The organism is Actinoplanes sp. NBC_00393 (genome assembly GCF_036053395.1).
Lineage (GTDB): Bacteria > Actinomycetota > Actinomycetes > Mycobacteriales > Micromonosporaceae > Actinoplanes.
Genome location: NZ_CP107942.1, coordinates 6,774,262 through 6,788,403, shown reverse-complemented (window position 1 = coordinate 6,788,403; position 14,142 = coordinate 6,774,262). Strand labels below are relative to the sequence as shown.

The window sequence follows — 14,142 nt, the reverse complement described above, 5'->3', positions numbered from 1 at the left end:
GTTCCTTAGGGAGTCACTTGACGGCGCCGATGGTCAGGCCACCGCGCCAGTACCGCTGCAACATCAGGAAGGCCACGATCAGGGGGACGATCGCCACGAGAGCGCCGGTGATGATCACGTTGAACGTGGCCGCGCCGCCGTTGCCCATGATCGCGGACATGTACCAGGTCCGGAGCCCGACGGTGAGCGGGTAGAGCCCGTCGTCGCTCAGCATCACCAGCGGCAGGAAGAAGTTGTTCCAGGACGCGACCATGCTGAACAGCAGCACGGTGACCAGGGCCGGCCGGATGGCGGGCAGCGCCACACTGCGGAACACCCGGAACTCGCCGGCGCCGTCGATGCGGGCCGCCTCGAGCATCTCGTCCGGAATCGAGTCGTGGATGTAGACCCGGAGCAGGTAGACGCCGAACGGGTTGAGCAGCGACGGCAGGATCACCGCCCAGATCGTGTCGACCAGATCGGCCTGCGACATCAGCAGGTAGGTCGGCAGCACCAGCGCCGTCGCCGGCACCATGATCAGGCCGAGGAGCAGCGCGAACAGGGCGTTGCGGCCCGGGAAGCGCAGCTTGGCGAAGGCGTACCCGGCCAGCGCCGAGATCGCGGTCGCACCGACGCCGCTGACCACGGCGTAGAACGCCGAGTTGCGCAGCCAGGTGAGGTAGATCCCGTTCTCCTGGGTGAACAGCAGCTTCACGTTGTCGATGAAGTGGAAGCCGTTGAACCACAGGGCACCCGCGTCGAAGAGCCCCTCGTTGTTCTTCGTCGACGCCACCAGCAGCCACCAGAACGGAAGCAGGAAGTAGACGGCCATCACGGCCATCACGACGTGGGCGGCGACGCTGCCTTTTCTGAAGCTCAGTGAACCTTTTTCAACCTGACTTCGGGCCGAAAGGGTCCGGGCCGAAGGTCCGCGCCGGGCGGCGGGGCCCTCGCCACGTTGAAAAAGGTTCATCGCAGCGCGCTCCGCTTCCGGGTGGCGAACAGGAAGATGTACGACCCGACGAAGACCACCGCGCCGAGCAGGAACGAGATCGCCGCCGAGTAGTTGTACTGCTGGAATGAGAACGCCTGGTTGTAGGCGTACACATTGGGTGTGTAGTGCTGGGTGATCGCGCCCGGATTGAGCGGCTGCAGGATCAGCGGCTCGGTGAAGAACTGCAGGGTGCCCATGATCGTGAAGAGCGTGGCCAGCACCAGCGCCGAGGAGATCATCGGCGTCTTGATCCGCAGGGCGATCTGCACCTGCCCGGCCCCGTCGATCTTGGCGGACTCGTAGATCTCCTTCGGCACACCTTGCAGCGCGGCGTACAGGACGATCATGTTGTAGCCGGCCCATTGCCAGGTGACGATGTTGCCGAGCGACGCCAGCACGGTGTCGCTGCCGACGAAGTCAATGCCGGTCCAGGCCAGCGGGCCGATGCTCTTGCTGTAGAGGAAGCCCCACATCAGGGTGCCGATCACCACCGGCACGGCGTAGGGCACGAAAGCCGCGAGCCGGAAGACGCGCGAGAAGCGCGAGGTCGCGGCGTCGATCAGCAGGGCCGCGAGCAGCGCGAGTCCGATCATCACCGGGGTCTGGATCAGACCGAAGATCAGTACGCGGAGCACGCCCTCACGGACCAGCGGGTCGTCGATCGCCTGCTGGTAGTTGTCGAACCAGGCGAACACCTCACCCTCGATCAGGGTGGACCGGTAGAGGCTGATCTTGAAGGCGTACGCCATCGGCAGCAGCAGGAAGGCGACGAGCAGCACGGCGAACGGCAGGACGAACAGCCAGCCGGTGGCCGCCTCCCGCGCGCGCCCGAAGAACGGCCGGCGTTGGGTGGGGCCCGCGGCCGCCGGAGCGACGGCCGCGGACCTGGTCTGCACCTGGGTCATTACTGAACCTGGAAGCCCTGCTGGGTGGCGTAGGTCTTGACGTTCTCCTGAGCCGTGTCCAGCGCCGCCGTCCAGGACGTCTTCTTCTCGATCGCCTGGTTCAGGTTCGTGGTCAGCTGGTTGAAGTTGTAGCTGTTGAACGGGCTCCAGGAGAACGGGCCGATCGCGTTGTACGCCGGGACGAAGACCTCGTTGACCTTCTGGCCGCCGAAGAACTCGTACTCCTTGTTCTTGAAGTCGGCCGACTCCAGGACCGGCGTGGCGGTCGGGAAGAGGAACGCCTTGTCGATGCCGATCTTCCAGGCCTCGGTGTTCTTCGCGCCGAAGATCTCCATGGCGACCTTGGCCGCGATGTCCGGGTACTTCGCCTGGTCGGTCACCGCGAACGAGGAGCCGCCCCAGTCACCCTGCTTGTTCTCACCGGCGGTCCACTGCGGCAGCGGCGCGACCTTCCACTTGCCGGACGACTTCGCGGCGTTGGCCTGGATGTAGCCGGGACCCCAGCCGGCGGCGAGGTAGGTCGCGTACTTCTCGGTGTTGAGACCGTTGTAGAAGTCCGTGGTGTGGAAGGCCGTGGAGTCGGCGAGGCCTCCGTTGACCATGCCCTCCCAGTACTCGATGACCTTCTTCGCCTCGGCGCTGTTGACGTTGACCCCGATGTTCGTCGGGTTCGCGATGTCGTAGCTGTACGGCTGGGCGCCGGCCTGCCACATCAGGCCGGTCATGAAGCCGCCGTCGTTGGCGCCGAAGTCGGTGATGAAGGACTTGCCGGCCGACGCGGTCTTCAGCTTCTCGGCCTGCGCCTTGTACTCGTCCCAGGTCTTCGGCACGGTCAGGCCGTACTTGGAGAAGATGTCGTCGCGGTACATCATCGCCATCGGGCCGGCGTCGACCGGGATGGCGTACACCTGGTCGCCCGTGCTGACCTGCTTCCACGCCCAGTCGACGTAGTCGCCCTTCACGTCGTTGGCGCCGTACTTGCCCAGATCGACGAGGTGCTTGGTGAGCTGGAAGGTGGGGATCTCCTGGAGCTCGAGCATCGCCACGTCGGGCGCGCCCTTGCCGGCCTTCAGCGCGGTCTGCAGCTTGGTGTACTGGTCCTGACCGGTGCCGGCGTTCGTCCACTCGATCTTGATGTCGCTGTGCGTCTTGTTGAACAGGTCGACGACACCCTGGAACTCCGGGTACCACGCCCAGACCTTGATGGTGACCGGCCCGGTCGGCTTCTCGGGAGTCTCAGCGGCGTCACTGCCACAGGCGACCAACGTGACCGCGGTAAAAGCAGCGATCGCCGTCACGGCTGATCGCCGCAGGCTTCGCCTTACACTAAAGTTCCTGACGTTCACTGGGTCCTCACAGGGTTGAGCAATCGAGCATCCGGTTGACGTGTCGGGTAAGAGCCGGCTCCCGGTGCTGGCACACCGAGGGCCGGCCACTGGCTTGGCAACGCCCTCCCACCTGCGCTTATGTCACTTTCACACAGGTGTTGCTAGTGTTTTGCAGCGCTGCAAAACACAGCATGCACGGACGGTCAATCGACGGCAAGGGGTAACCTGCCGGAAACTTGACGCACGCGGGAAGCCGCAAAGGGGGGCACATTGCGTCGGGAAGTCACTCTGCGTGACGTGGCGGAGCTGGCCGGAGTGTCCAGCCGCACCGTCTCCAACGTGGTGAACGGCTACGCGAACGTCACCGAACGGACCCGGGTGCGGGTCCAGCGGGCGGTCGATGAACTGGGCTACCGGCCCAACGTCCTGGCACGCAACCTGGCGCAGGGCAGATCCGGCCAGATCGCGCTCGTGGTGCCGTACCTGGACACCCCGTACTTCTCCGAGCTGTTGCAGAGCGTGATCCGCGCCGCGCGGGTCAGCGGATATAACGTTCTGATCGACCAGACCGACGGCGACCCGGAACACGAGCGGGCCTTCATCGCCCACGGCTCACGCCGGCTGCTCTTCGACGGCGTCATCTTCAGCCCGCTCGGCCTCGACCAGCAGGCCCTCGCCGACCGCGACCCCACCCTGCCGCTGGTCATCCTCGGCGAACGAAGCAGCGACGGCAGCTTCGACCACATCGGCATCGACGACGTCGCCGCCTCCCGGCAGGCCACCGAACACCTGCTCGACCTGGGCCGCCAGCGGGTAGCCGCAATCGGCGACCAGCCCTACGCCACCGGCGAGGCCGCCCAGCGCCGCACCCGCGGCTTCCGCGAAGCCCACCAGTCACGCGGCCTCCCGGTCCGCGAAGACCTGATCATCGGCACGCCCCGCTTCAACCGCCCCGACGGCGCCCGCGCGATGGCCCACCTGCTCGACAGGTCAGACCCGCCAGACGCAGTGTTCTGTTACAGCGACCTGGTCGCCCTCGGCGCCATCCACACCATCGTCTCCCGGGGCTTGCGGGTGCCGGAGGACGTGGCAGTGATCGGATACGACGACATCGAGGACGGCCGCTTCTCCAACCCGCCGGTCACCACCATCTCCCCGGACAAGGAGATGATCGCAACCACGGCGGTCGAACGCCTGCTCCTGCGCATCGGCAGCTCGACCCCGCCGCCGGGCCTGGAACTGCGCGCCCCACACAAACTCATCGTCCGGGAAAGCACCGTCGGCCGGGGTTGAGGGGAACGCGCGAGCCGGGGCCACCGCAGGGTGTGCTGCTCGAAGGCACGGTCACCGCCCACCGGCCGCCGCTGAACGGCTATCCGGCCACTGCCGAGATCCGGGTCGAGGCGCCCTCCGGCCCCGCGCTGTGCCTGATCGACCAGAAGTCGTTCCCGGGCGACCTGCGCCCGCAGCCGCAGACCCGGATCACCGTCGACTACCTGCCCACCGGGCACTGCAAGGTGCCGCCCGAACCGGGCTCGCGGTGGGGCGTTTTCGCGATCGGGGTCTTCTTCGCGCTCACCGGCACGGCCATGCTGTGGTACCGGATGAACGAATAAGTGTTATCCCGGGCCACCGAAAAACGTCCCCCGAATCCGACCTTAAAGGGACATTAAAGAAGGCGTCACGGTCGAAACCGGCTGTCAATAATGGCGGGGTTCCCTGACCGTTCTCCTACGGAGGCAGCACCCCCATGCGCCGCAAACGGAGTCTCATCCTCGCCGCGGTGGCCACTGTCGCCGCCCTCACCACCGCCTGGATCGCCCTGCCCGCCTCGGCCGCCGCAGCGACCGCCACCGTGCGCACGGTCGACGACTGGGGCAGTGGCTGGCAGGCCGAGGTGACCATCAGCAACGCCGGAACGTCCGCCATCACGTCCTGGAAGGTCGAATTCGATCTCCCGGCCGGCGCGGCGATCGGCAGTTTCTGGGAGGCTGACATGGCCGCGTCAGGCAGTCACCGGACATTCACCAACCGCTCCTGGAACGGTGCGATTCCGGTCGGTGCGAAAGCCACCTTCGGCTTCGTCGGCTCCGGTGCCCAGCCGGTCAACTGCAAGCTGAACGGCGCGCCCTGCAACGGGGAAGCCACCAGCACGCCGACGACGACCCCGGCCACCGTCGCGCCGACCACGAAGGCGCCGACCACGGCCCCGACGACCGCAGCGCCGACGACCACTGCGCCGACGACCGTGCCGACCACCGCCGCGCCCAGGACCGACGAGCCGGTTCCGCCGGCCACCGATCTGCTGCCGGTCAAGGTGGAGAACCGGTCCGGCCGCAGCCAGGCCGTCCACCTCTATGTGCTCGGCACCAACCTGAACACCGGCAAGCTCGGCTATGTCGACGCCGCCGGGAAGTTCACCCCATGGACCGGCGGTGGGGCCGTGCCGGTGCCCGCACCTGACGTGGCCATCGCCGGCCCGGACAACGGCAGCAGCACGACGATCCGGGTGCCGCGGAACATCTCCGGCCGGATCTACTTCTCGTTCGGCCGCAAGCTGGACTTCCGGCTCACCACCGACGGTCTGGTCCAGCCCGCTCCGTGGGCGTCCGGCGATCCGAACCACGACATCCTCTTCGACTGGAGCGAGTTCACCCTGAACTCCTCCGGGTTGTGGCTGAACAGCTCGCAGGTGGACATGTTCGCGATCCCGCACGAGGTCAGCGTCACCGGCGGCACGGGCGCCACCGCCCGGACCGGTGCGCCGGTGGCCGGCGGGCGGCAGAGGGTGATCGACGCGATCAAGGCGAACCCGGACTTCGCGAAGAGCGTGGTGACTGCTTCTGACGGCACCGTGCTCCGGGTGCTGGCGCCGGGCAAGGCCGCCGACGCCGGTCTGATGAGCCCGGCCTACCTCGACCCGTACATCACCAGTGCGTGGAACGCGTACACCGCGAAGAGCCTGACCGTGGTCCCGTTCACCGATCAGCCGGGTGTGAAATACCTGGGCCGGACGAGCGGCGACGTCATGAGCTTCACCGACAGTTCCGGCAAGACCGTGGCGTCCTTCACCAAGCCGTCGACGGCGAACGTGTGGGGTTGCGACGGGGCCCTCGGAGCGCCCAACGACCAGGTCGTCGGGCCGATTGCCCGGACGCTCTGCGCGGCCCTGCAGCGCACCACGCTGGGCCGGCTGGACACTCAGCCGAGCGGCACGGCAACCGACTTCTACCAGGGTGAACGCACCAACGTGTACGCCCGGGAGATTCACGCGAACATGGCCGACGGCAAGGCGTACGCCTTCGCCTTCGACGACGTGCAGAACCAGGAGTCGCTCGTGCACGACGGTGACCCGCGCGCTGCCGGGATCGTGCTGTCCCCGTTCTGATCCACCGTAGGTCCATCGATGAAGCCCACCGTTCTATCGGACGGTGGGCTTCGCCCGCATTATGGGATGAATCACCCTTCACTCGCGGAAGAATCTTGTGACCGCCGATGCGCTGGTGAGGGCCGGTCTGGACGGTCCGCGGGCGAACTCCCGGCGCGGTACCCAAGTTTCGATCTTGCGACCGGCAAGTTAGCCTCCACTCAGTTAGGTAAGGTTTACCTTAGTAGTGGAGGCCACGTTGGAGGCGCATCTGTTCTCCGGGTCCACGCTGGACGGTTACACGTCCGCCGTGTGGCACGCATCCGCGCTGCTCGCGGATCGGGTGAAAGCGGTGCGGCAGCCGTATTCCGGCGCTTCGGTCGCCGAGTTGCAGACGCAGGTCGACGCGGTCGACCTGGACCGTCCGCTCGGTGACACCGGCGCCGCGTTGCACGAGGTCGCCCGGCTTTACCTGGACAACGCCGTCTGGTTCCACGAGCCGACCTACGTGGCGCACCTGAACTGCCCGGTCGCCATCCCGGCACTGAGCGCCGAGGTCCTGATCTCCGCCGTCAACTCGTCCGTCGACACCTGGGACCAGAGCGCCACCGGCACGCTGATCGAGCGCCGGCTGATCGACTGGACCGCCGGCCGGATCGGGTTCGGCCCCGACGCGGACGGCGTCTTCACCAGCGGCGGCACCCAGTCCAACCTGCAGGGTCTGCTGCTGGCCCGGGAGGAGACGCTGGCCGGCCGGGACCGGACCGACGCGATCCCGCGCCTGCGGACCTTCGCCACCACCGAGAGCCACTTCAGCGTCAGCAAGTCGGCCGGCATCCTCGGCATGGCCGCCGACGCCGTCGTCGGCGTGGCCACCGACGGCACCGGCCGGATGGACCCGGTCGCGCTGGCTGCCGCGATCGAGGATGTACGCCGTGACGGCGGCATCCCGATGGCCGTCGTGGCCACCGCGGGCACCACCGACCTGGGCCGCATCGATCCGGTCGCGGAGATTGCCGGCGTTTGCGAGAGCCAGGGCATCTGGTTCCACGTCGACGCGGCGTACGGCTGTGGCCTGCTCGTCTCGGTCCGCCGCCGGCACCTGCTGGACGGCATCGAGCGGGCCGACTCGGTCACCGTCGACTTCCACAAGAGCTTCTTCCAGCCGGTCAGCTCCAGCGCCATCGTGGTGCGCCGGGGCGAGACGATGCGGCGGATCGCCGTGCACGCCGATTACCTGAACCCGCGCACCGCGACCGTGCCCAACCAGGTCGACAAGAGCCTGCAGACCACCCGCCGGTTCGACGCCCTGAAACTGTGGATGACGCTGCGCACGATCGGCTCGGACCGGATCGGCGACATGTTCGACACCGTGGTGGACCGGGCGCACGAGGCGTACCAGTTCATCGTCGACGAGCCGGATTTCGAGGCGGTGGCCCCGCCGACGCTGAGCACCGTGCTCTTCCGCTTCCGGCCGGAGGGCCTGAGCGTCGCCGAGTGCGACGCGCTGATGCCGCGCCTGCGGCAGAAGCTCTTCTACGGTGGCCAGGCGATCGTCGCGGGCACCACCATCGGCGGCCACTACTGGCTGAAGTTCACCCTGCTCAACCCGAACACCACGATGGGCAACCTGAAGGACGTGCTGGACCTGATCCGGGAGATCGGCCGGGACATGCTCCGTAACGAAGAGCCCGAGGTCGCGGCGGTGATGGCCTGATGCGTACGCACGACTTCGTCGCGATCGGCGTGGGACCGTTCAACCTCGGCCTCGCCGCGCTGACCGCCGACCTGCCCGACGTGGACGGCGTCTTCCTGGAGCAGCGGGCCGAGTTCGACTGGCACCCCGGTCTGATGATCGAGGGGGTGACGATTCAGGTCCCGTTCCTCGCCGACCTGGTCACCATGGCCGACCCGACCAGCCGGTTCTCGTTCCTCAACTACCTCAAGCAGGTGGGCCGGCTCTACCCGTTCTACATCCGGGAGAGCTTCTACCCGCTGCGCGCCGAGTACAACGAGTACTGCAAGTGGGTCGCCGGGCAGCTGCCGTCGATCCGCTGGAACACCCGGGTCGACACCGTCACGCACGACGGCGAGGCCTATCTGGTGCACACGGCGGGGGAGACCTTCCGGGCCCGCAAGCTGGTGCTCGGCATCGGCACCGCGCCGCGCATCCCGGCCGTCGTCGACCAGGGGCCGTACGTCCACAGCGCCGACTACCTGCCGAACAAGGAGAAACTTCAGGGCCTGGAGTCGATCACCGTCATCGGCAGCGGACAGAGCGCCGCCGAGATCTACCTCGACCTGCTCAACGAGATCGACGTCCACGGCTACCACCTGAGCTGGATCACCCGGTCACCGCGGTACTTCCCGATGGAGTACACCAAGCTGACCCTGGAGATGACCTCGCCGGAGTACATCCGGTACCACCAGGCACTGCCCATGGAGGTGCGCGACCGGCTCGGCCGGGAGCAGCGCAACCTCTACAAGGGAATCAGCGGTGACCTCGTCGACGCCATCTACGACACGCTCTACACCAAGAGCCTGCACGGGCCGGTCGCGACCACGCTGCTGACCGGAACCGAACTGGAGGGCGTGATCTGGGACGAGGCGGAGCAGCGCTACACGCTGGCGCTCCACCACGCCGAGCAGGGCCGCTCGTTCACCGCCGGCACCCAGGGCCTGGTGCTGGCCACCGGGTACGCCCCGCGCGTGCCGTCCTTCCTCGACCCGGTCCGGGACCGGATCAACTGGGACGCCCGCGGCCGCTTCGACGTCACCGTCGACTACGGGGTCGGCAAGTCCGGTGACATCTTCGTGCAGAACGCCGCCGAGCACACGCACAGCGTCACCGACCCCGACCTGGGGATGGGCGCCTACCGCAACTCGGTGATCCTCAAGGGCATCACCGGCCGGGAGATCTACCAGATCGAGGAGTTCATCGCGTTCCAGCAGTTCGGCGCGCCGAACACCAAGAAGCCGAAAGCCGACATCCCCCGACAGCTGGTGACATCGTGAGACTCGTACCGCTGGATCTTGATCGTGACCTGGACCTGCTGCACGAGTGGGTGACGCACCCGCGCTCGCACTTCTGGGGCCTGCAAGGCGCGAGCGCCGAGAAGGTGCGCGCCGAGTACCAGGGCATCGCGGACAATCCGCACCATCACGCGTGGCTCGGGCTGGACGATGACGGCAGCCCGCTCTTCCTGGCCGAGACCTACGACCCGGCGCACAGCGAGCTGGCCCAGCACTACGAGGTGCGGCCGGGTGACATCGGCATGCACGTGCTGGTGTCGCCGCCGACCCGGAAGCGGTCCGGGGTGACCTCGGCGGTGATGCGCGCGGTGATGGACTTCTGCTTCGCCGACTCGTCGGTCGAGCGGGTGGTGGTCGAGCCGGACGTGCGCAACGAGGCGATCGAGCGGAAGAACGCCGAGGTCGGCTTCGTCGAGGAGCGCCACGTGCAGCTGCACGACAAGGTGGCCCGGCTGAGTTTCTGCACCCGCCAGGCGTACGCGATGAGCGTGCCGCATCTGCGGCCGGAGACGATCGAGTACGCCAACCGGCGGCTGATCGCTAAGGCCATCGCCGAGTTCAGTCACGAGCGGTTGATCTCGCCGATCGAGGAGGGCGACCGCTACCGGTTCGGGGACCTCACCTTCCGGGCGCAGCGGTTCGAGCTGGAGCACTGGGTCGTCGACCCGGAGTCGCTGGACGGGCCGCTGGACGCGCTCGACTTCATCGCCGGGCTGCGGGAGACCCTCGGCATCCCGGAGAAACTGCTCGGCACGTACCTCGAGGAGATCTCCGCGACGCTGGCCGGCACCGCCTGGAAGGTCACCCACCGGCGCGAGACCGCGGACGAGCTCGTGCACGCCGACTTCCAGACCATCGAGGCGGCGATGACCGAGGGGCACCCCGGCTTCGTGGCCAACAACGGCCGGATCGGGTTCGGTCTGCAGGACCACTTCGCCTTCGCTCCGGAGTCCGGGCAGCCGGTGCGGTTGCGCTGGGTCGCGGTCCGCCGGGACGAGAGCATCTTCGTCTCGACCGGTGACGAGCGCGAGCACTACGCGGCCGAGCTCGGCGATCTCCATGCGCGGTTCGAGCAGCAGCTGCGAGGTCATGGGCTGAACCCGGACGACTACCGCTACCTGCCGGTGCACCCGTGGCAGTGGGAGCACAAGGTGACCGTCACGTTCGCACCGGACGTGGCCCGCCGGGCGATCGTCCCGCTCGACGAGGGCGCTGACCGCTATCGGGCACAGCAGTCGATCCGGACGTTCTTCAACCTGGACCGGCCGGAACGGCACTACGTGAAGACCGCGATCGCGGTGCAGAACATGGGGTTCCTGCGCGGACTGTCGCCGAAGTACATGCAGGCCACGCCGCCGATCAACGAGTGGGTCGCGTCGATCGTGGAGGGCGACGAGGAGTTGCGGGCCTGCGGTTTCGGCGTGCTGCGGGAGCTGGCGTCGGCCGGGTACGTCGGGGACGCGTATCACCGGACGGGGACGCCGTCCGCGTACACCAAGATGCTCGCCGCCCTCTGGCGGGAGAGCCCGGTCCCGCGCCTGACGGACACCGAGCGCCTGGCCACCATGGCCAGCCTGCTGCACCGCGACCGGGACGGGAACGCGCTGGTCACCGCGCTGATCCGGGAGTCCGGGGTGCGGCCCGCCGAGTGGGTCGCCACCTACCTGCGCGCCTACCTACGGCCGATCGTGCACTGCCTGCTCAAGCACGATCTGGCCTTCATGCCGCACGGTGAGAACCTGATCCTGGTCCTCGAGAACCACGTGCCGCGCCGGGTGTTCATGAAGGACATCGGCGAGGAGGTGGCGGTGATGAACGACCAGCCGCTGCCGCCCGAGGTGGAGCGGATCCGGGTCGACGTCAGCGACGAGATCAAGGAACTGGCGATCTTCACGGACGTCTTCGACGGGTTCCTCCGGCACCTCGCCGGCATCCTGGCCGTCGACGGCGTGCTGCCCTCCGCCGAGTTCTGGTCACTGGTCGGCGACTGCGTCCGCGAGCACGCCAAGGACCACCCGTCGCTGAGCGGACGGCTCGACCTGCTGCGGCCCACCTTCCAGCACTCCTGCCTCAACCGGCTCCAGCTGCGCAACACCCTGCAGATGGTCGACCTCACCGACCAGGCCGGCTCGCTGATCTTCGCCGGCGAGCTGGACAACCCGATCGCACGATGAAGGTCTACCGTGACGACCACGGGATCCCGCACCTGCGGGCCGGCTCGGTTCTCGAACTGGCCTACCTGCAGGGGCGGGTGACCGCTTCTGATCGTGGCCGGCAGATCACCGTCGAGCGCCTGCGCTCGGAGGGCCGGCTGGCCTCGGTGCACGGCGCCGCCGAGGTGGGCTGGGACCGGTTCGCCCGGCGTGCCCGGCTCGACGACACTGCCCGGCGGTGTTACGAGAATTCGGACATCGAGACCCGGGAGTGGGTCGCGGCCTACGCGGAGGGCGTCCGGGCGGGCGGTGTCGAGTGGCACCCGTGGTCGTCCTACGGGGTGTTCCTGGTGCAGCACATCCTGTTCGGGACGTTCCCCAACAAGATGTGGCGCGCCCACGTCGAGCGCACCCTGGGGCCGGAGGCGGTCGCATGGTTCGCCATCGAGGGGCCGCACGGATCCGGCAGCAACGCCTGGGCCGTGCCCGGCGAGATCGCCGGCGACCCGCACCGGCTGCTCGAACTCCCCGGCGTCTACCAGCAGATCCGGCTGGCCTGCCCGGAGTTCGACGTGGCCGGCCTGACCTTCCCGGGCGTGCCGGGTGTGCAGCATTTCGGGCACGCCGGCACGGTGGCCTGGGCGGTCACCAACGCGATGGCCGACTATCAGGACCTCTATCTGGAGGAACTGCGCGGGGACGAGGTCCGCGGCCCGTCCGGCTGGGAGCCGGTGGTCACCCACGTCGAGACCATCGAGGTACGCGACGACGACCCGGTGACCGTCGAGATCACCGAGACCCCCCGTGGCCCGATCATCGACGGGAACCTGAGTCTGCGTACCCCCGCTCGGTCCGATTTTGATCTCGGCTTCGACGCCCTGCTACCGCTGCTGCGAGCCTCCACGGTGGACGACGTGGCGGACGCCCTGTCGCACTGGGTCGAACCGGTGAACAGCGTCCTGGTCGCCGACCGCACCGGCCGGGTCGTGCAGCTCACCGCGGGCCGGGTGCCGCTGCGCGACGACCGCAACCGCTGGGTGCCGGTCCCGGCCTGGGAGGAGCGCTACGCCTGGCGGCCAGGGTGGGCGCCGATGGCCCGATGCGACGTGGCGAGCGCGGTGAACGCCAACGACCGGCGGGCCGACACCGAGGCGCACGGCATCGACTTCGCCCCGCCGGCGCGGGCCGCGCGTATCCGTACCCTGCTCGATTCCGGTGTCCCGTCCGCGCTGATCCACATGGACACCTCGATGCCGGCGGCCTCCGTGGAGGCCGGGCGGCACGAGGCCTGGCGGTCGGCCGTGGCCCGAACCCTCTGGGAGCACCCGGAACTCAAGGCGCTCTTCGCCGACTGCGGCTACGACCCGCTCTTCGCGCCCTGGACCGATCCGCGCGGCCGGATCGGGCACGCCCTCGACGGCGTGCTCGCCGGCCTCGGCCTCGACCCGTCGTCGCTGGCCGACCCGGCGGCGGCGCCGGACGAGCCGTGGGGTGATCGGCACCTGCTCCATCCGATCGTGCTGCCCGGTATGGCGGTCGATTTCCCGCGGACGCCGCTCTCCGGGTCACGGGACTGCGTGCTCAACACGTCCAGCGTCACCGGGGTCAGCGACCTGTGCGTGCGCGGGCCGGTCGCCCGCTACGTCTGGGACCTCGCCGACCGGCAGCGCAGCCGGTGGGTCGTACCGTTCGGCGCCTCCGACGACCCGGACTCGCCGCACTTCCTGGACCAGTTGCCGCTCTGGGCGGCCGGTTCGCTCGTCCCGCTGGTCACCGACTGGGACCGGCTCACCGTCGCCCCCACCTTCGTCGTCACCGAGGAGTCCTGATGATCTTGTTCGCGGAGAAGCTGCCCGGGCTCGGTGAGCTGATCATGGTGCCGCTGGACCCGTCGGCCCACGCGGAGCTCGTGCACAGCTGGGTGATCAAGCCGCGGAACCGGTTCTGGGGGATGGAGTCGCACACCGTCGAGGAGGTGCGCGACATCTACGCCTTCGTCGACGGGCTGGAGACGCATCACGCGTACCTGCTGCTGCTGGACGACGGGCCGATCGGCATCTTCCAGACCTACGAGCCCGCGCACGACCCGGTGGGCGAGTGCTACGAGGTACGCCCCGGCGACTTCGGCATGCACCTGCTGCTCGATGCCGGCGACCGGGATCTGCCCCACCTGACCAGCGCGGTCTTCCCGGCCCTGATGCGGCACCTGTTCGCCGATCCGGCCCACCAGCGGATCGTCGCCGAGCCGGACGTCCGCAACGAACGCATGATCACCCGGTTGCAGCGCGAGGGATACGTGCTGGGCGACCAGATCGATCTCGGCCACAAGAAAGCCCAGTTGACCTTCCTCGACCGCTCCCGCTTCGAGGCGCCGCTGTCCTAG

11 protein-coding genes are annotated in these 14,142 nt (G+C 68.3%); 8 read left to right on the top strand and 3 right to left on the bottom strand.

Annotated elements, in window-relative coordinates:
- Positions 1–13 precede the first annotated feature (13 nt).
- The 3 genes from OHA21_RS31395 to OHA21_RS31385 form a co-directional block, all read right to left on the bottom strand.
- Entirely contained in the window at positions 14–811 is a 798-nt protein-coding gene (locus tag OHA21_RS31395) for a carbohydrate ABC transporter permease (protein WP_328461016.1), read from the bottom strand.
- Between the two features lie 137 nt (positions 812–948).
- On the bottom strand, positions 949–1,878 hold the full coding sequence (locus tag OHA21_RS31390; RefSeq protein WP_328461014.1) for a carbohydrate ABC transporter permease: 930 nt from the start codon (positions 1,876–1,878) through the stop codon (positions 949–951).
- Positions 1,878–3,176: an ABC transporter substrate-binding protein gene (locus OHA21_RS31385; RefSeq protein ID WP_328461012.1), complete on the bottom strand. Its 1,299-nt coding sequence runs from the start codon at positions 3,174–3,176 to the stop codon at positions 1,878–1,880. Before OHA21_RS31385 ends, OHA21_RS31390 begins: the two co-directional genes overlap by 1 nt.
- Before the next feature lie 300 nt (positions 3,177–3,476).
- On the opposite strand from OHA21_RS31385, the gene OHA21_RS31380 reads away from it, so the two are divergent.
- From OHA21_RS31380 to OHA21_RS31345, 8 genes are all read left to right on the top strand, one after another.
- Positions 3,477–4,499 (top strand): LacI family DNA-binding transcriptional regulator, encoded by a 1,023-nt coding sequence (locus OHA21_RS31380; RefSeq protein ID WP_328461010.1) that lies wholly within the window; start codon positions 3,477–3,479, stop codon positions 4,497–4,499.
- Entirely contained in the window at positions 4,496–4,822 is a 327-nt protein-coding gene (locus tag OHA21_RS31375; RefSeq protein WP_328461008.1) for a hypothetical protein, read from the top strand. Before OHA21_RS31380 ends, OHA21_RS31375 begins: the two co-directional genes overlap by 4 nt.
- Before the next feature lie 134 nt (positions 4,823–4,956).
- The gene (locus OHA21_RS31370) at positions 4,957–6,594 is read left to right on the top strand and encodes a beta-1,3-glucanase family protein (RefSeq protein ID WP_328461006.1); all 1,638 of its coding nucleotides are present in this window, start codon (positions 4,957–4,959) and stop codon (positions 6,592–6,594) included.
- Positions 6,595–6,820: 226 nt separating this feature from the next.
- On the top strand, positions 6,821–8,290 hold the full coding sequence (locus tag OHA21_RS31365) for a pyridoxal phosphate-dependent decarboxylase family protein (protein WP_328461004.1): 1,470 nt from the start codon (positions 6,821–6,823) through the stop codon (positions 8,288–8,290).
- Entirely contained in the window at positions 8,290–9,588 is a 1,299-nt protein-coding gene (locus OHA21_RS31360; protein WP_328461002.1) for a lysine N(6)-hydroxylase/L-ornithine N(5)-oxygenase family protein, read from the top strand. Before OHA21_RS31365 ends, OHA21_RS31360 begins: the two co-directional genes overlap by 1 nt.
- Positions 9,585–11,780, top strand: a complete 2,196-nt coding sequence (locus tag OHA21_RS31355; protein WP_328461000.1) for a GNAT family N-acetyltransferase — start codon at positions 9,585–9,587, stop codon at positions 11,778–11,780. The genes OHA21_RS31360 and OHA21_RS31355 overlap by 4 nt, the downstream gene beginning before the upstream one ends.
- Positions 11,777–13,588, top strand: a complete 1,812-nt coding sequence (locus OHA21_RS31350) for a penicillin acylase family protein (RefSeq protein WP_328460998.1) — start codon at positions 11,777–11,779, stop codon at positions 13,586–13,588. The genes OHA21_RS31355 and OHA21_RS31350 overlap by 4 nt, the downstream gene beginning before the upstream one ends.
- Entirely contained in the window at positions 13,588–14,142 is a 555-nt protein-coding gene (locus OHA21_RS31345; RefSeq protein ID WP_442874920.1) for a GNAT family N-acetyltransferase, read from the top strand. The genes OHA21_RS31350 and OHA21_RS31345 overlap by 1 nt, the downstream gene beginning before the upstream one ends.